Source organism: Actinoplanes rectilineatus (genome assembly GCF_000962825.1).
Taxonomy (GTDB): domain Bacteria; phylum Actinomycetota; class Actinomycetes; order Mycobacteriales; family Micromonosporaceae; genus Actinoplanes; species Actinoplanes rectilineatus.
The window spans coordinates 61,300-77,920 of record NZ_JZKF01000045.1; the positions used below are offsets into that span (position 1 = coordinate 61,300).

General features: G+C 72.2%; 18 protein-coding genes. 12 read left to right on the plus strand and 6 right to left on the minus strand.

The window, feature by feature from the left end; translation table 11 throughout:
* Genes WH85_RS28990 through WH85_RS29000 form a run of 3 tightly spaced genes read right to left on the minus strand, consistent with a single transcriptional unit; the run spans position 1 to position 2,259 of the window.
* Positions 1–651, minus strand: coding sequence for an ABC transporter ATP-binding protein (locus WH85_RS28990; RefSeq protein ID WP_211275474.1), 651 nt, complete (start codon positions 649–651; stop codon positions 1–3).
* Positions 593–1,714, minus strand: a complete 1,122-nt coding sequence (locus WH85_RS28995) for a peptidoglycan-binding protein (RefSeq protein WP_245674132.1) — start codon at positions 1,712–1,714, stop codon at positions 593–595. The genes WH85_RS28990 and WH85_RS28995 overlap by 59 nt, the downstream gene beginning before the upstream one ends.
* Entirely contained in the window at positions 1,711–2,259 is a 549-nt protein-coding gene (locus WH85_RS29000) for a hypothetical protein (protein WP_045745217.1), read from the minus strand. Before WH85_RS29000 ends, WH85_RS28995 begins: the two co-directional genes overlap by 4 nt.
* A 114-nt stretch (positions 2,260–2,373) precedes the next feature.
* Between WH85_RS29000 and WH85_RS29005 the strand changes: the two genes are divergently transcribed.
* The 7 genes from WH85_RS29005 to serA all read left to right on the plus strand — a co-directional run bounded on the left by WH85_RS29005 (position 2,374) and on the right by serA (position 9,212).
* Positions 2,374–3,030: a response regulator transcription factor gene (locus WH85_RS29005; RefSeq protein ID WP_045745196.1), complete on the plus strand. Its 657-nt coding sequence runs from the start codon at positions 2,374–2,376 to the stop codon at positions 3,028–3,030.
* A complete protein-coding gene (locus WH85_RS29010; protein ID WP_045745197.1) occupies positions 3,027–4,139 on the plus strand; it encodes a sensor histidine kinase in 1,113 nt (370 codons plus the stop codon). The genes WH85_RS29005 and WH85_RS29010 overlap by 4 nt, the downstream gene beginning before the upstream one ends.
* A 32-nt stretch (positions 4,140–4,171) precedes the next feature.
* A complete protein-coding gene (locus tag WH85_RS29015; RefSeq protein ID WP_045745198.1) occupies positions 4,172–4,501 on the plus strand; it encodes a PadR family transcriptional regulator in 330 nt (109 codons plus the stop codon).
* A gap of 60 nt (positions 4,502–4,561) precedes the next feature.
* Positions 4,562–5,737: a hypothetical protein gene (locus tag WH85_RS29020; RefSeq protein WP_045745199.1), complete on the plus strand. Its 1,176-nt coding sequence runs from the start codon at positions 4,562–4,564 to the stop codon at positions 5,735–5,737.
* Positions 5,738–5,794: 57 nt separating this feature from the next.
* Positions 5,795–7,063 (plus strand): glycosyltransferase 87 family protein, encoded by a 1,269-nt coding sequence (locus WH85_RS53225; RefSeq protein ID WP_083449335.1) that lies wholly within the window; start codon positions 5,795–5,797, stop codon positions 7,061–7,063.
* A gap of 5 nt (positions 7,064–7,068) precedes the next feature.
* Entirely contained in the window at positions 7,069–7,818 is a 750-nt protein-coding gene (locus WH85_RS29030) for an aminoglycoside phosphotransferase family protein (RefSeq protein WP_245674133.1), read from the plus strand.
* Between the two features lie 176 nt (positions 7,819–7,994).
* Entirely contained in the window at positions 7,995–9,212 is a 1,218-nt protein-coding gene (gene serA / locus WH85_RS29035; protein ID WP_083449336.1) for a phosphoglycerate dehydrogenase, read from the plus strand.
* Between the two features lie 43 nt (positions 9,213–9,255).
* On the opposite strand, the gene WH85_RS29040 is transcribed toward serA, so the two are convergent.
* Both WH85_RS29040 and WH85_RS29045 read right to left on the minus strand, forming a co-directional pair.
* Positions 9,256–10,737 (minus strand): hypothetical protein, encoded by a 1,482-nt coding sequence (locus WH85_RS29040; protein ID WP_045745201.1) that lies wholly within the window; start codon positions 10,735–10,737, stop codon positions 9,256–9,258.
* A gap of 83 nt (positions 10,738–10,820) precedes the next feature.
* Positions 10,821–11,477 carry a response regulator gene (locus WH85_RS29045; protein WP_045745202.1) on the minus strand — a complete coding sequence of 219 codons (657 nt, stop codon included), beginning with the start codon at positions 11,475–11,477 and terminating at the stop codon, positions 10,821–10,823.
* A 304-nt stretch (positions 11,478–11,781) separates the two neighbouring features.
* Here WH85_RS29045 and WH85_RS29050 point away from each other — a divergent pair, with 304 nt between their 5' ends.
* From WH85_RS29050 to WH85_RS29070, 5 genes are all read left to right on the plus strand, one after another.
* A complete protein-coding gene (locus tag WH85_RS29050) occupies positions 11,782–12,180 on the plus strand; it encodes a hypothetical protein (protein WP_245674134.1) in 399 nt (132 codons plus the stop codon).
* A gap of 30 nt (positions 12,181–12,210) precedes the next feature.
* Complete coding sequence (locus WH85_RS29055) at positions 12,211–12,807, plus strand: class I SAM-dependent methyltransferase (protein WP_245674135.1); 597 nt, start codon at positions 12,211–12,213, stop codon at positions 12,805–12,807.
* Positions 12,808–12,872: 65 nt separating this feature from the next.
* Positions 12,873–13,343 carry a MarR family winged helix-turn-helix transcriptional regulator gene (locus WH85_RS29060; RefSeq protein ID WP_045745204.1) on the plus strand — a complete coding sequence of 157 codons (471 nt, stop codon included), beginning with the start codon at positions 12,873–12,875 and terminating at the stop codon, positions 13,341–13,343.
* The gene (locus WH85_RS29065; protein WP_045745205.1) at positions 13,340–15,037 is read left to right on the plus strand and encodes an MDR family MFS transporter; all 1,698 of its coding nucleotides are present in this window, start codon (positions 13,340–13,342) and stop codon (positions 15,035–15,037) included. The genes WH85_RS29060 and WH85_RS29065 overlap by 4 nt, the downstream gene beginning before the upstream one ends.
* An 86-nt stretch (positions 15,038–15,123) precedes the next feature.
* Complete coding sequence (locus WH85_RS29070; RefSeq protein ID WP_045745206.1) at positions 15,124–15,432, plus strand: antibiotic biosynthesis monooxygenase family protein; 309 nt, start codon at positions 15,124–15,126, stop codon at positions 15,430–15,432.
* Positions 15,433–15,553: 121 nt separating this feature from the next.
* Here the strand turns inward: WH85_RS29070 and WH85_RS29075 are convergent, their stop codons facing one another.
* Complete coding sequence (locus tag WH85_RS29075; protein WP_045745207.1) at positions 15,554–16,393, minus strand: GAF and ANTAR domain-containing protein; 840 nt, start codon at positions 16,391–16,393, stop codon at positions 15,554–15,556.
* Positions 16,394–16,621: the final 228 nt, after the last annotated feature.

The following is a 16,621-nucleotide window of genomic DNA, read 5'->3' on the forward strand; positions in this document are numbered from 1 at the left end:
TCAGATCACCCGCCCGTCGAGCATCACGACCTGCCGGGGCAGTGTCCCGGCGATCTCGTGGTCGTGGGTGATCACCAGGACCGTGGTGCCGGCCGCGTTGAGTTCCCGCAGCAGGTCGACCACGCCGGCACCGGCGTGCGAGTCGAGGTTGCCGGTCGGTTCGTCGGCGAGCAGCACCGCCGGGTCGCCGGCGACGGCCCGGGCCACGGCGACCCGCTGCCGTTCACCGCCGGAGAGCTGGTGCGGCCGGTGGGCGAGCCGGTCGGCGAGTCCGACCCGGATCAGCGCGGCCTTCGCGCGCCGCTCCCGCTCCTTGCGGGGTACGCCGGTGTAGAGCAGACCGTCGGCGACGTTGGCGACGGCGTCCCGCCCGGGTGCCAGGTGGAACTGCTGGAACACGAATCCGATCCGGCCGGCCCGCAGCGCGGACAGTCGCCGGTCGGAGAGGGCGGCGACGTCGTGGCCGTCGATGTGGACGGTGCCCGCCGACGGCCGGTCCAGGGTGCCGATCAGGTGCAGCATGGTCGACTTGCCGGAGCCGGACGGCCCGACGATGGCGATCAGCTCGCCGTGCTCGACGGTCAGGTCGACGTCACGGACCGCGGTCACCCCGCCCGGGTAGGACTTGGTGACGCCGGCCAGGGCGATCACCGGCCCGGTCACGACGGCACCCCGACCTTGGTGCCCTCGCTGAGGCCGTCGCCGCGGATCTCCACCCGGCCGCCGGCGAACAGTCCGGTCTCCACCGCCACGGTCCGGTGCCGGTGGCGTCGGTGACCTGCACGCCGTACCCGCCCTCGGCGAGCGCGAGCAGCGCGGTGACCGGCACGGTCAGCACGTCCTCCCGCTGGGAGGCGGTGAACGAGACCGTCACCGAGCTCTCGTCCGGCCCGGTGGGCTTCCCGTCGATCGTGATGGTCAGGTCGAGGACGGTGGTGTCGTCCTCGTTCGGGTCGTCCGCGGTCTCGACGCTGGTCGCCACGTCGGTGATCCGCCCGGTCGTCGCGGTCGAGCCGGCCGGGGTCAGGCCGACCTTCGCGCCTTTGCGGGCCAGGCGCTGGTCGTCCATCTCGAGGGTGACCACGGCCAGCCGGCGGACTCCGGTCAGCTGCAGGATCTCGGCGCCGTCCGGCACCCGGGCACCGGGGGTCGCGGTGGCGGAGGCGACCCGGACCGCCCCGGTGCGGTAGACGACCCGGCCCAGCTCGACCGTGCCGGTCTCGGCCAGCCCCCGATCGTCCTGCCAGTCCTCGACGGCCTCGGCGGTCGCCCAGGTGTACTCGTCGTCAACGGTGAACCCGCGGTAGCCCAGCGCCCACAGGTTCTTCTCGAACTGCTTCACGTCGGCGCCCTCGACTCCCGGCCGCAACGCCCGGTACGCGGGCAGCGCCCCGTAGAACAGCAGCACCGGGTCGTCGTCGATCCGGTACAGCGGTCTGCCCCGGGTGATCGTGGACCCGTTGGCCGGCAGCCAGGTGACCGTGCCGGCCAGGTCGGTGGCGAGCGCGACCGGGTCGCCGTACCCGAGGGAGCCGTCGTGATCCTCGGTGTCGACCAGGGTCTCCCGGCGGACGTCCGCCGTGGCCGCCGGGGTGGTTCCGGCCGCCTGGGCGCCGGTGTCCTCCTCGGGCAGGCCGACTGCGAACACCGCTGCCGCCGCGGCCGATGCCGTCACCACGGCGGCCGCCGCCACGGTGGCCTTCCGGCGGCTCATCCCTGCTCCTGGTTCTGCCGGCCGCCCTGGGGGAGGAATGCCGAACAGGCCTTCTCGGCTTTGTCGAAGATCGGATCGCCGGGGCCGGTGCCGAGTTCGCCGCCGTCGAGTTCCAGGCTGCCGTCGGCGTTCGGGTCGGGGAAGTTCGGCACCCCGTTCTCCCGCATGCACGCGGCCATCTGCCGGACCTTCTCCAGGTCCTCGGCGTTCGGCTTCCGGACGCCGTCCCGGGTGGGTGCGTACTGGCGGCACGCCTCCTCGGCGGCCTGCATGTCCTGGCGGCTGACCCCGTTCGGCACGGTGAGCATCGTCCCGCCGTCCGGGTTCGGGTCGGGGAACCAGGTCATCCCGTTCTCCCGCATGCACCTGGCGTAGGCGAGCGGCGCGTCCGGGTCCGTGCTCGTCGTCGCGGACGGTGTCACCGTGCCGCCCGGTCCGGTGCTCTGCGCGGTGGCCACGTCCGGGCTCTCCGCGGCGCCCTGGGCGCAGCCACCGGTCAGGGCAGCGAGCAGCAGCCCCGCCACCAGCGCCTGTCTGGTCCTCATCGTCGTCTCCTTCACGTCGCTGCGGTCCCCAGCAGTGAAGGCGGGACGGCGTCTCCCGGGCGTCACGGAGAACGGTGACGCCGTGGTGACATCGGAACCCGCCACTATGGAGGCATGCGGATCCTGGTGGTGGAGGACGAGCCGCTGCTCGCGGACGCGGTGGCACAGGGTCTCCGGAAGGAGGCCCACGCCGTCGACGTGGTCTACGACGGCGGCTCCGCCCTGGAACGGATCGACGTCGTCGACTACGACGTGGTGGTCCTGGACCGGGACGTGCCGGTGGTGCACGGCGACAGGGTGTGCCGGGTGCTCGCCGAACGCAGGGCGGACGTCCGGGTGCTGATGCTGACCGCGGCCGCCGGGATCGACGACCGGGTGTCCGGGCTGGCCCTGGGCGCCGACGACTACCTGCCCAAGCCGTTCGCGTTCCGGGAGTTGTCGGCCCGGGTGTCGGCGCTGGGGCGGCGGGCCCGGCCGGCCGCCCCGCCGGTGCTGCGGCGGGCCGGGATCAGCCTCGATCCGTACCGGCGGGAGGTGCACCGCGACGGACGGTACGTCCCGCTGTCCCGCAAGGAGTTCGCGGTGCTGGCCGAACTGCTGCGGGCCGACGGCGTCGCGGTGTCCGCCGAGACGCTGCTGGAGAAGGCGTGGGACGAGAACGCCGACCCGTTCACCCACACCGTGCGGATGGCGATCCTCAAGTTGCGCCGCAAGCTCGGCGAACCGGCGGTGGTGCTGACCGAACCGGGCGTGGGATACCGGATCCGATGAGACTCTCCGTCCGCGCCCGCCTCACCCTGGTCTACGGCGGCCTGTTCGTGGTCGCCGGGATGGTGCTGCTGGGTGTGCTCTACGCCCTGCTCAGCAATCAGAAGCCGGGTTCCGCCGCCACCATGGTCCAGGGGTCCGACCCGGCGCCGCCCGGTGGGGACGTGCTGTTCCGGACGATCGTCGAGGACACCCAGGCGACCACCTTGAGCACCCTGCTGCAACAGGGTGGCGTCGCGCTGCTGGTGGTCAGCGCGACGACGATCGCGCTGGGCTGGCTGATCGCCGGCCGGCTGGTGCAGCCGCTGCACCAGATCACCGCGACCGCCCGGCGGATCGCCGAGGCACCGGCCGCCGACCGCGGGCTGCACGAGCGGATCGCCCTGACCGGACCGAACGACGAGGTCAAACAGCTCGCCGACACGTTCGACCTGATGCTGGCCCGGCTGGACCAGTCGTTCGACGGGCAGCGCCGGTTCATCGCCAGCGCGTCGCACGAGTTGCGGACGCCGCTGACCCTGAACCGGACCCTGCTGGAGGTGGCGCTCGCCGAGGAGGGTGCCTCCCCGGAGGTCCGTCAGCTCGGCTCGACGCTGCTGGCCATCAACGACCGGCACGGGCGGCTGATCGACGGCCTGCTCCTGCTGGCCCGCTCCGACCGGGAGGTGACCGACCGGTCGTACGTGGATCTCGCCGACATCGTCGACCACGTCGCGGTGTCGGACACCGTGAAGGTGCTCGCCGACCCCGGCGAGGCGGCCGTCCTGGGCGATCCGGTGCTGCTGGAACGCCTCGTGCAGAACCTGGTGGAGAACGGCGTACGCCACAACGTCGCCGACCGGGGCTGGGTGCGGGTCACCACGCGGACCCGTCCGGACGGCTGGGTGGAGTTGGCGGTCGCGAACTCCGGGCCGGTCGTCCCCCGGTACGAGGTCCCCGGCCTGTTCGAGCCGTTCCACCGGTACGGCCGGGAGCGCCTGGTCTCCCCCGGCGCCGGTCTGGGCCTGTCCATCGTCCGGGCGGTGGCTCGCGCGCACGGCGGTGACGTCCGTGCCGACGCCCGGGCCGAGGGTGGCCTGATCGTCACGGTGTTGTTACCGCGCGCCCCCTGATGCACAGGCCCGACTCTATGTAGAGTTCCGACATGGCCCGTCCTCGCATGACGACACCCGTCCTCAAGGTGGCCGCCGCGATGCTCGCCGACATCGACAGCGAGCACTACGGCGTCCAGTTGATGCGCGACACCGGCCTGCCCAGCGGCACCCTCTATCCGGTCCTCGTGCGCCTCGAGCGGGCCGGCTGGGTGCAGTCCCGCTGGGAGCAGATCGACCCGGTCCTCGAGGGGCGGCCGGCCCGGCGCTACTACGTCCTCACCGCCGAGGGCGCGGCGGAGGCCCGGCTGGAGGTCGCCGCGTTCCAGCAGCAGATGACCCGGGCGGCCGGGCAGCCGTTTCCGCAGGCCGGCACCGCATGACCGGCCCGTCACCCGTCGAGCGCACCGCATGACCGGCCCGTCGCCTGTCGAGCGCACCGCATGACCGGCCCGTCGCCCGTCGAGCGCCTGGCGGCCGGCCTGCTCACCCGGGCGGCACGGCGCTGGCCCGACGATCTCGCCGAGGTGATGCTCGAGTCCTGGATCGCCGAGCTGGCCACCATGCGCGGCACGCCGGTGCGGATGCTCCGTTTCGCCGGCAGCATCCTGGTCGCCCCGCCGGTCGAGGAGGAGGGCGCCGACCCGGTCACCTGGGGTTCCCGCGCCTCGTCCGCCGCCCGCACCGGCACCGCCGCCCTGCTGACCGTGCTGGTCGCCGCGACCCTGTTCAACGGCGTGCACCTGGCGCTGCACCACGGTGGCCCGCTGCTGTCCGCGGCCGGTGAGACCGTGCTCGTGATCGCGCTCCTCACCGTCTCCGCGCTGCTCATGGCGGGTGCGGCGGCCCGCTGGGCACCGCGTCGCCGGGTCCGGGCGACCCTGGCGACCGGCGTCGCGGCGTACGCGTTCCTGCTGGCCGGCAACGAGGTGGCCGTGATGCCGTTCATGGGGTGGCCGGACATCGCCCCGGCCGTCGTCACCTGGACCGCGATCGCCGCCCTGACCACGGTCGCCGCCGGCCGGCTGGCCCGCACCGGACGGCACCGCCTGGCGGGCGCCGTCGCGGTTCTCGGCGGCCTGCTGTCGGTGGTCGCCGGGACCGCCGCGGGCGCCCTGCACGCCGCCGCGGTGCTGGGTATCCCGGCTGCGACCGCTCCGGCCTGGCTCCCCCTGGCCCTGCTTCCCGGCGCCGCCGCCCGGCCCGGCTTCGACGTGCTGCCGGCCAACGCCGCCGCGATGGCCGGCCCGCTGCTGCTCTGCACCGTCTTCCTGACCACGGCCACCGTCCGCGCCGTGCGGTCCGCCGGCTCCGCACGCCCGGTCGCCTCCCGCCGCGCCGGCGCCACGGCACGCGTCCCGCGCCGGATCGACCCGGTGATCCGCCGTGCGGACCCGGCGATCATGGCCGGTGCGATCACCGCCGGTGTCGTGCTCCTGCTGGCGGATCTGCTGCCCCGCCTCAGTCCCGCCGCCGAGCACACCGCGTCGCGCCTCGCCGACAACTCCGCCGTCTTCGGCTTCGGGTTCCTCGCCAGCCCGGCCGCCCGGATCGCTCTGGCCTTCGCGCTCGCCCTGCTGGCCGCCCACCACGCCACCCGGCCGTCCCCGGCCTCCTGACACCGTTCGGCCGTCCTTCCCCGGCCCCGTCATGCACCCCTATGTAGAGAGGCAATAATGAGAGCGACGACCCGCTGGGCGCCCGCGCTGACCGTCGCCGTCGTGGCCGGTGCCGTCGCCCTCAGCCGCCCCGAGGCCGGCCGCCTCACCGACCTGCAGGTCTACGCCGGCGCCGTGGACACCCTGCGCCACGGCGGGGACCTCTACGACTACATCCGCAACGGGAACGCGCCCTTCACCTACCCGCCGTTCGCCGCACTGCTCCTGCTGCCGCTGGCCTGGCTGCCCGCGTTCCCCCTGCACCTGGCCTGGACGGTGGGCGTGGCCGCGGCCGCCATCGCCCTGGCGCTGCTGGTCGACCGTCGCCGCGCCCCGCTGATCGCCACCGCCCTGCTGCTCTCCGCCCCGGTCTCGTCCACCTTCAAGTACGGGCAGATCAGCCTCCTGCTCGCCCTGCTGGTCGCGGCCGACGTCCTGGCCCTGCGCCGCAGCCGCCGGCAGGGCGTCCTGATCGGCCTGGCCGCGGCGGTCAAACTGACCCCGCTGATCTTCATCCCGATGCTCTGGCTGACCGGGCGCCGCCGGGCCGCCGGCATCGCCACCGCCACCTTCCTCACCTGCGCCGCCCTGGCCGCCGCCGTGCTCCCCCAGGAGTCCCTGCGGTACTGGCTCACCGAGATGCACAACGTGCCCCGTCTCGGCGCCATCACCTCGGTGGGCAACCAGTCCCTCGACGGCGCCCTGATGCGCCTGGACGTCCCCCACCACGCGACCGTGGCCCTGCTGCTGGCCGGCGCGGTGGCCGCGGTGGCCCTGCGGCGGACGGCCGGGCCCCGCACCGACGAGCACACCGATCTCCTCCGGTGCCTGATCGTCACCGGAGCGGCCGCCGTCGTCCTCTCCCCGGTGTCCTGGACCCATCACCAGGTCTGGCTGGTCCTGGCCGCCGCCCTGCCCCTGGCGCCCGGGATCCGGATCGGCGTTCTCGCGATCATGCTGCTGCCGGTGACCGCGATCGACTGGCTTCCGCTGCGTGAGTCGCGCCTGCTGCTGGCCGTCGCCCTGGCACTGTTCCTGCCCTGGGCCACGAGGTGGGCGCCGCCCGGGAATACCGGTCGCCAACAGCCGGGCGGACTGCCAGGATCGCGGACATGGTGGCAGCGAGTGGCGTACGCATCGGGTGGGACGCCCTACCCGGCGACATCCGGGACGGGATCGAGCGGATCATCGGCGGCCCGGTCGTCGAGGCCGTCTCCCAGACCGGCGGGTTCTCCCCCGGCACCGCCGACCGGGTTCGCACCGCGGACGGGCGCCGCGCCTTCGTGAAGGCCGTGGCCGCGTCCCTCAACACCGATTCGGTGCGGATGGCGCGGCGCGAGTTGCGGATCAACGCCGCCATGCCCGCGCACGCGCCGGTGCCCCGTCTGCTCGGCGGCTTCGAGCACGGCGAGTGGGTCGTGATCGTGCTGGAGGACATCGCGGGCTCGCATCCGCGTACCCCCTGGGTGGCTGCCGAGATCGATGCGACGGTGACCGCGCTCGGGGAGCTCGCCCGGGCACTCACGCCGGCGCCGCTGTCCGACCTGCCCACCGCGGCCGACCACCTGACCGCCGACTTCGCCTGCTGGGCGGCGCTGGCCGCCGACCCGCCCGCCGACCTGGACGCGTGGGCCGCGCGGAACGCCGGCTCGCTGCACGAGGCGGCACAGCGCGGCCTCGCGGTGCTGCGGACCGGCGACACCCTGGTCAACATGGATGTCCGGGCCGACAACATCCTGATCCGCGAGGACGGCCGGATCTTCTTCGTCGACTGGCCGTGGGGCGCCACCGCGCCGGCCTGGTTCGACAGGCTGGCGCTGGCGATCAACGTGATCGTGCACGGCGGCGACGCCCGGCGGATCACGGCCGGCATCGATCCGGCGGTGGTGCGCGACATCATCACCGGGTTCACCGGATATTTCCACTACCAGTCCCGGCAGCCACCGCCTCCCGGACTGCCGACGGTCCGCGCCTTCCAGCGGTTTCAGGGTGACGCCCTGCTGCCCTGGGTCCAGCGGGCGTTCAGCGAACGCACACCGTGAAGAAACCCCTCTGAACCACACCCGCCGCCCGCCCGTAACAGTTACCGGATTGACCGGTACGTGGGACCTCAAGCACACCGCACCGGGACCAGCACGCCGGGGGATAGTCTTGCAGCCCTGTGAACTGGGCTTCGGCGTGGCGGCCCAGGCGGGCAACCGAAAAACGGAAACGGAAGATGATGATCGACCAGGCCAAGGTGCGAGTCCTTCTTTTGGAGAGCATCCATCCGGATGCGGTGTCCCGGCTCGAGGAGGACGGTTTCCAGGTCGAGTCCGTCCGCAACGCCCTCGACGAGACCGAGCTGATCGAGCGCATCCGCGGGGTGCAGTTGCTCGGAGTCCGGTCCAAGAGCCAGGTGACGGCGAAGGTCCTGGAGGCCGCCGACAGTCTGGTCGCGATCGGCGCCTTCTGCATCGGGACCGACCAGATCGACCTGCCCGCCGCCTCGGCAGGTGGGGTGGCGGTCTTCAACGCCCCGTTCTCCAACACCCGCTCGGTGGTCGAGCTGGCGATCGCCGAGATCATCTCGCTGACCCGTCGCCTGACCGAGAAGAACACGCTGATGCACAGCGGGGTCTGGGACAAGTCGGCGGACGGCGCGCACGAGATCCGCGGTCGCCGTCTCGGCATCGTGGGCTACGGCAACATCGGCACGCAGCTCTCCGTGCTCGCCGAGAACCTCGGCATGTCGGTCTACTTCTACGACACGGCCGACAAGCTGGCGCTGAGCAACGCACACCGGTGCGCCAGCATGGAGGAGCTGCTCGAGTCCAGCGACATCGTCACGCTGCACGTCGACGGCCGGCCCGGCAACCTGGGCTTCTTCGGCGCGGAGCAGTTCGCCAAGATGCGCCCCGGCAGCCTCTTCCTCAACCTGTCCCGCGGCATCGTGGTCGACCACCTGGCGCTGCGTGACGCGCTGGCGAGCGGCCACCTGGCCGGCGCCGCGGTGGACGTCTTCCCGAGCGAGCCGAAGGGCCGGGGCGACGAGTTCGTCTCCGAGCTGCGCGGCCTGCCGAACGTCATCCTCACCCCGCACATCGGCGGGTCGACCGAGGAGGCACAGTCCGACATCGGCGGCTTCGTGGCCAACAAGCTGGCGAAGTTCGTGACCGAGGGCAACACCACGCTGAGCGTGAACCTGCCCGGTGTCACCCTGCCGGAGATGCCGGGCCTGCACCGCATCATCCACATGCACAAGAACACGCCGGGCGTGCTCGCCCAGGTCAACCGGATCCTCGCCGAGCACGGTGTGAACGTCGAGGGTCAGATGCTCAGCACCCGCGGTGAGTACGGCTATCTGATCACCGACATCGCCGCCGGTTACAGCGACAACGTGCTGGAGCAGCTCCGGGCGATGGAGCAGACGGTCCGCCTGCGCCTGCTGAACTGAGTCTCCCCGTATCGGGACACCACCCTCGCGGGTGGTGTCCCGATCAGGAGTTCTCCACCTTGAGCAGCGTGATCGGTGCGACCGCGTCGATGTCGTACCGGTCGCCGTTCGCCCAGTTCTTCGGCGTCAGCGTGGAACCGGGTGCCAGATCCCGCAGGGTCCGCGAACCGGCCGTCACGGTGCCGGCGCCGCCATTGACCTTGACCCGCACCGGACTGTTCTCCGGTGCCCGCACGATCAGCTCCTCCATCCCACCGGTGATCGTCACCGGCACGGTCCCGGCCGCCTGAGCGAGAGTGATCTCGGCCCGCCGGGTCCCGCCCACGATCTCGATCCCGGTCATCCGGCCCTCGCTGAGGTCCACGATGCGTTCCGCGGCGTACCCGGAGAACCGCAACGTCCAGCGCACCTTGGCGGCCAGCAGCACCTCCATCTGCCCGCCGGCGCCGTTGCCGTCGCGGGCCAGGTCGACGGCGAGCCGGTCACCCTGGATCGCCGCGCTGGGCCGCATGCCGGTGCCCTCCGGTGTACTGATCCGGTAGAGGTCCTCGCCCAGGTCGGCGATCTTCAGGTTGACCCGGTCGGTGGCGGCGAGCAGTTCGAACGTGGCGATGGTCCGGCCCTCGATCGGGCCGGTGACGGTCTGCTGGGCGGCCTGCGGCTGCTCCCCGCCACTGCCGAGCATGCCGCCCAGGTCGGTGTCCGCGCCGTTGTAGTAGACGAACCCGGTGACCCCGAGGACCGCCAGGGCGATCAGACCGAGAACGGTCATGCCGGCGGTGACCAGCCGTGACTGCCGGGGACGGTCCGGGACCGGGCGCGGCGACTCGAGCACCTCCGGACCCGGTGCCCCGGCGAAGAACGCCTCGGGACCCGAGGCGAACGCGGCCTCGCTCAGATCGTCCCTGGATGCGGGCGACACCGCCGGGAACGACCCCGATGCCGGTGAGAACGACGCGAACGACGGCGCCGGCGACGACGGCACCGGATCCGTGTCGGGCACCGGCGGCTGCCGGATGATCGGCAGCGTTCCCGAGTCCTCCGGGGAGCGCCGCCGGCTCGACGACGCCGGCCGGGTTCCCCCGATCGGCCCGTCGCTGAAGCCGAACGAGGCCCGTCCCGGACCGGCCGGTGTGGCCGGCCCGAACTCAGGTGCGGCCGACCCGAACCCGGATGTGGCCGACCCGGACCCGGATGTGGCCGACCCGGACTCAGGGGCGGGCGGCGTCGCGGCGAAGTCGAGGTCCTCGAAGTTGATCCGTGCGGAGCGCACCGGTGAACCGGTGGCGCCGACCGGCGATCCGGTCGCGGTCACGACCGGCAGATCCCGCGACCCGGCGGTGAGCGACGGTGAAGTGCCGGTGGTGTCCGGCGCCCCCGCACCGAACCAGTTCTCCCCGGTCGGCTCCCCCGACTCCCGAGCCTGTGGACGACGATATGGCAGCCCCCGGTCGGTCATGCGATCGTCCGTCGATCCGGTCCCGGCCGGCTCGGACGACCCGCCGACGTCGGCGGTACGGTCCACGATTTTCCTCCCTGCACACCCTCGGGTATCCCCCCTGAAAGAAGTACGGAAGGAACCGCCGAACGGATGAGTGACCGCAGGGTTTACCGCGGGTCAGGGCGGACGAGCCCGCGCCTGGTCGCGATCGCCACCGCCTCGAGTTGGCTGTGCGCGCCGAGTTTGGCGAGGACGGCCTTCTGATAGCCCCGGCACGTGTGCACGCTGATGCCGAGCCGGCGGGCGACCGCCCGGGCGTCCAGTCCGGAGGCCATGAGCTGCAGAACCTCGTCCTCACGGGCGGTCAGGCCGCCTCCGCGGGGGCCCGCGGCCGGCGTGGTGCTGCGCAGCAGACGGGCCAGGATGTCGGTGGAGACGGTCATACTGCCGCGATGGGCGGTACGCAACGCGTTCAGCACGTCACCCAGAGCACCGTTCTTGGACAGGAATCCGGCGGCACCGGCGGTGGTGGCACGGCGTACCAGCGCCTGCTCCTCGCTGGACGTGAGGATCACCACACGCGAGTCGGGTTGGCGCACCCGGATCAGTTCGGCGATCGCGATGCCGTCCGCATCGGACAGTTCCGGGTCCATCACGATCACGTTCGGCAGCAGTTCGGCGGCGAGGCGCAACGCCTCCGCCCCGGTGCGGGCGTGGCCCACCCACCGCAGATCGGGCTGCCCGGCCAGCGCGTGACCGAGCAGCTCGGCGAAGGTCTGGTGACCGTCGACGACGAGCACGCTGATCGTCGCGTCGTTCCCCATGTGACCCCTTTCCCGCCGGCTACCGGTAAAGACCGATGCGCAGTCTAAGGATTACCCGACACCCACCCTGCCCTACCAACAGGCTGCCGTCGCACCGGCGGGCACGGCCACCGCGGTACGCCCGACGCCGGGTTGCCGCCGAGCGGGTGCCATCACCCGTCTTTCGGCCGAGTGCCCCCCTCGCTTTGGGGCTTGCCGCCGGAACCGCCACGTCGCAGAGTCTCGATCATGTTCGACATCCAGCTCTTCGGCCACCTCGAGGTCCGCACCCGCGGCATCCGCCTGACCGGCGGTGACTTCGGCGGTGACCGCCCCCCGTCACCTGCTCGCGTTGCTGGCGCTGCGCGGCGACCGGTCGCTGGTGGAGCTGGGTGACCTGCTCGGGGTGCCGCCGACGACGGTCGAGGACGACCTGCGGGTGCTGCGCGACCGTCTGGAGCCGGGCGTCGAGGGCCGGGATTCGGTGATCAGCCACCGGCAGGACCGGTACGGCCTGGTCGCCGATCAGGTCCGGGTGGACGCCGCCCGGTTCGACGAGCTGCTCGCCGCCGCCGCGAACCGTCCGGCCGCCCGTGCGGGCCGCCCGCTGGCCGCGGCCTCCTTCCTGGCCTCCCGCCCACTGCTGGAGGACGAGGACGCCGGCTGGGCGGCCGAGGCACGGGCCGCGTACCGCGCGAAGTTGACCTCAGCCGCTCCCGCCTGACACGGACCACGGATCCCGGACAATCGCCGGGTGTACTCGACTGCTCTGCGCCCCGTACCCCTCGCTCCGGAGATCTCCCTGCACCTGGCCGATCCCTCGGTCGGTCTGTTCGATCTGACCGGTGGCGAGTTCCGCAGTGACGAGCCGCCGCCGTTCTGGGCCTTCGCCTGGGCCGGCGGGCAGGCACTCGCCCGCTATCTGCTGGACCACCCGGACGAGGTGGCCGGCCGCCGGGTGCTCGACGTCGCCACCGGTTCCGGGGTGGCCGCTGTCGCCGCCGCGCGGGCCGGGGCGGCCGCGGTGGCCGTCACCGACATCAACCCGGACGCGGTGGCCGCCGCGCACCGCAACGCCGCCGCCAACGGCGTCACTATTTCCGACATTTCTGATATGCCGGATGTGATACTCGCCGGCGACGTCTTCTACAGCCCGGCCGTCGCCCCGGAGATGACCGCGTTCCTCCGGGCCGCCCGCCGCGACCGCGACGCCACCGTCCTGGTCGGCGATCCGGGCCGCGGCTTCTTCCCCGGGCACCTCTTCACCCGGGTCGCCGACTACGAGGTCCCCGTCCCGAAGGCCCTCGAGGACACTCCCACCCTGCTCACCACCGTCTGGCGGATGCGCTGAAACCCGGATGCGTTCCCCACGCAACAACTTGTATCGTGCAAGCATCTAACGGACAGGACCATGACGTGGAGCAGGACACCACCCGGCTGGCTGACGAGATCGTGCGGTTCATCCGAATGGGCACGCGATTCCGGGGCATGCTCAAGACAGGAGACCTCGGCGCCGAGTTCTCCGCGTTGATGCTGCTGTTGCCGTTGCGTTCCCTGGGTCCGATGCGGGTCACCGATCTCGCCGAGATCAAGCAGGCCGACCCGTCCACGATCAGCCGTCAGGTCGCCCAGTTGGTGAAAGCGGGCCTGGCACGCCGCGAGGCCGACCCGGAGGACGGCCGCGCCTCACGGCTGGCCGTGACCGCGTCCGGCGAGGACGCCTGCCGACGCCTCGACCAGGCACGGATCGAGCTGCTCGGCCGGGCGCTCGCCGACTGGCCGGCGGATCGGATCGCCGCTTTCACCGTTCTTTTCGAAGAGTTCAACAACTCGGTCGAGGCGCTGGTGCGCACCGACCCAGCCGCAGCCCCACGGGAGATCGTGTGAGCCACTCCAGTCCACCGGCCGCCGAGCCGGTGGAATTCACCCACCGCCAGATTCTGACGATCCTCGGCGGTCTGATGATGGGCATGTTCCTGGCCGCCCTCGATCAGACGATCATGGCGACCGCGACCCGGACCATCGCCGACGACCTGCACGGTTTCGACCTGCAGGCGTGGGCCACCACCGCTTTCCTGATCACGTCGACGATCTCCACGCCGCTCTACGGCAAACTCTCCGACATCTACGGCCGCCGGCCGTTCTTCCTCTTCGCCATCGGCATCTTCGTGATCGGCTCGTTCCTCTGCGGCCTCTCCGAGAACATGTGGCAGCTCGCCGCGTTCCGGGCGATCCAGGGCATCGGCGCCGGCGGTCTGATGTCGCTCGCGCTGGCCATCATCGGCGACATCGTGCCGCCCCGCGAGCGGGCCAAGTACCAGGGCTTCTTCCTCGCCGTCTTCGGCACCGCCAGCGTGCTCGGCCCGATCCTGGGCGGCTTCTTCGCCGGCGCCGACAAGATCCTCTGGGTGGACGGCTGGCGCTGGGTGTTCTACCTGAACGTGCCGATCGGCCTGCTCGCGATGGCCGTGGTCGCCAAGGTCCTGCACCTGCCGCACCACCGGGTCGACCACCGCATCGACTGGCCGGGCGCGCTCACCCTGATCCTCTGCCTGGTGCCGATCCTCACCGTCGCCGAGCAGGGCCGCGACTGGGGCTGGGACTCGACCCGCTCGATCGCCTGCTTCGTGATCGGCGCGATCGGCCTGGTCGGCTTCATCCTGGCCGAACGGGCGTACAAGGACGAGGCCCTGCTCCCGCTGCGCCTCTTCGGCAACCGGACGATCGCGGTCGGCGCCACCTCCAGCACGATCCTGGGCATGGCCATGTTCGGCGGCCTGATGACCGTCCCGCTCTACCTGCAGATCGTGAAGGGCTCGACCGCCACGATGGCCGGCCTGCAGATGATCCCGCTGGTGATGGGCATCATGACCGGCTCGATCGTCTCCGGTCAGCTGATCTCCCGGACCGGCCGCTACCGGATCTTCCCGATCATCGGCAGCAGCCTGATGGTGGTCGCGCTCTTCCTGTTCTCCACGATCGGCGCGGACACCCCGCTCTGGCGGGTCATGCTGATCATGGCGTTGATGGGCCTCGGCCTGGGCGGCAACATGCAGCCGATGATCACCGCCGTGCAGAACGCGGTCTCCCCGCGCGAGATCGGCGTGGCCACCGGCGCGGTCACCTTCTTCCGCTCGATGGGCGGCACGCTCGGCACCGCGGTCTTCCTGTCCGTGCTGTTCAACGTCCTGCCGGGCAACATCGCCGACGCCTACAGGCAGGCCGCCGCCGACCCCGCCTTCCAGCAGGCCGCCGCCGACCCCGAGCAGCAGGCGCTGCTCGCCCAGGCCCAGAACAGCGGCGCGCTCAGCGACACCTCGTTCATCACCAAGCTCTCCGACGTGGTCGCCCACCCGTTCAAGGTCGGCTTCTCGGACAGCGTGCACCTGGTCTACCTGATCGCCTTCAGCATCATGCTGCTCGGCCTGATCGTGGTCTTCTTCCTGCCGGAGATCGCGCTCGCCAAGGGTTCGGCCCAGCAGCAGCGCGCCGCCGCCGCGAAACAGGCGGAGAAGGACACCGGCGCCTCCGGGCCCGCGCCTGCCGACCCCGAGGGGGTCAAGGCAGGTTCCGACGGCTGAGCTCCTTCTGGGGGTACGGGAGAAGCACACTCCCGTACCCCGCCGCGCCGGCCCGGGTCCCCGGTCCGGCGCAGTAGCGTGGCGCCATGGCTGTTGTGAAGATCAACGCGATTGAGGTCCCGGAGGGCGCCGGCCCCCAGCTCGAGGAGCGGTTCGCCGCCCGCCGGCGGGCCGTGGAGGGCTCCCCCGGCTTCCTCGGGTTCGAGCTGCTGCGCCCGGTGGCCGGCGAGACCCGCTACTTCGTCTACACCCGCTGGGAGACCGAGGAGGCCTTCCAGGAGTGGTCGAACGGCCGGGCCAAGGCCGCCCACGCCGGCAGTGACCGCAGCCCGGTGGCCACCGGTGCCTCCCTGCTGGAGTTCGAGGTCGTCGAGCACGTCGAGAAGCCGGCCTGACCCGGCACCACCGTGGTGGGTTCAGGCACGCACCGGGCCCGGACTCACCACACCCCTCGACAGGTTCACGCGGAGAATCACCGGCACGTCTCCACACCGCCCCGGGAGCGGGTCGAGGGGGTCAGTCGGTGGCTTTGCGGGCGGCGGCGGCCACCAGGCGCTCGGCGACGATGCGCCGGTCCAGTCCGAGTCGCTGGGAGCTCTCCTGCAGGACGGCGTAGGCCTCCTGCACGCTGCACCCCCGCTGGGCGATGATCACGCCGACGGCGCGGTCCACCTCGGCGCCCTCGGTCAGGGCCTCCCGGCGGCGCAACTCGCCGAGGAGCAGCTCGGCCTGTCCGGCCACTGCCATCGCGGTCACCAGCAGGTCCGGTCCGACGTCGCCGTCCCGGTCCAGGTAGACGCTGAACGCCCCGACCGCGGTCCGCCGCACGTCCAGCGGGATCACCGCGGCCGCCCGAACGCCCTCGGAGCGGGCCGCGCCGGTGAGCTCCGGCCACCGCTCGTCGGCGGCCAGGTCGGTGCTGATCACCAGGGAGCGGGTCCGGGCCGCCTCGAGCCCGGGACCTGCGCTTCCGGCGTACTGCAGAAGATCGAAGCTCTCCCCCGCCCGGCCGGCGCCGGTCTGGGTGAGCGGGCCACCCTCGCCGATCAGCACCACCGAGCAGCGGACCACGCCGGGCAGGGCGCTCGCGCCGAAGGCGGCCAGCCGGTCCAGAGCGTGCGTGAGGGTGTCCGCGCCGAGCAGCCGGACCGTCAACTCGTTCAGCAGGCCGGCCAGCTCGACCGGGTGCGGCCCACCCGCCGTGGACGGGGCTGGGCGGGAGGACTTGCTCCGGCGTGGCAGAGCGGCGAATCGACGGGCCGGACCGAGGAAGGAGGATGCCGCGGCGAGGCGGGCGCGCCGGGCCGGCCGGGCGCCGCGCTGGGCGGCCGGGACGCGACGTTGCGGGGCAGACACCCGACGGATACTGCCACGTCGATCCGGAAAGATGTCGGCGACGTGCCCCGAACGGGCGGTCTTGTCCGTTTAACCCCGTCTCACCGATGGAAGCTTGCCGGAAACCCGACACGAAGCCGGACGAAACCGGGCGTGAAACCCGGACACATCCGGGCGGGTGACCAGACCGACCAGGAGGCCGCGCCGGGCGGGTGACCAGACCGGCCAGGAGGCCGCGCCGGGCGGGTG

Coding starts and splice junctions, on each gene's coding strand:
- WH85_RS29005 (WP_045745196.1), top strand. CDS start 2,374: ATGCGGATCCTGGTGGTGGAGGACGAGCCGCTGCTCGCGGACGCGGTG.
- WH85_RS29020 (WP_045745199.1), top strand. CDS start 4,562: ATGACCGGCCCGTCGCCCGTCGAGCGCCTGGCGGCCGGCCTGCTCACC.
- WH85_RS29000 (WP_045745217.1), bottom strand. CDS start 2,259: ATGAGGACCAGACAGGCGCTGGTGGCGGGGCTGCTGCTCGCTGCCCTG.
- WH85_RS29015 (WP_045745198.1), top strand. CDS start 4,172: ATGGCCCGTCCTCGCATGACGACACCCGTCCTCAAGGTGGCCGCCGCG.
- serA (WP_083449336.1), top strand. CDS start 7,995: ATGATGATCGACCAGGCCAAGGTGCGAGTCCTTCTTTTGGAGAGCATC.
- WH85_RS29010 (WP_045745197.1), top strand. CDS start 3,027: ATGAGACTCTCCGTCCGCGCCCGCCTCACCCTGGTCTACGGCGGCCTG.
- WH85_RS28995 (WP_245674132.1), bottom strand. CDS start 1,714: ATGAGCCGCCGGAAGGCCACCGTGGCGGCGGCCGCCGTGGTGACGGCA.
- WH85_RS29070 (WP_045745206.1), top strand. CDS start 15,124: ATGGCTGTTGTGAAGATCAACGCGATTGAGGTCCCGGAGGGCGCCGGC.
- WH85_RS29045 (WP_045745202.1), bottom strand. CDS start 11,477: ATGGGGAACGACGCGACGATCAGCGTGCTCGTCGTCGACGGTCACCAG.
- WH85_RS53225 (WP_083449335.1), top strand. CDS start 5,795: ATGAGAGCGACGACCCGCTGGGCGCCCGCGCTGACCGTCGCCGTCGTG.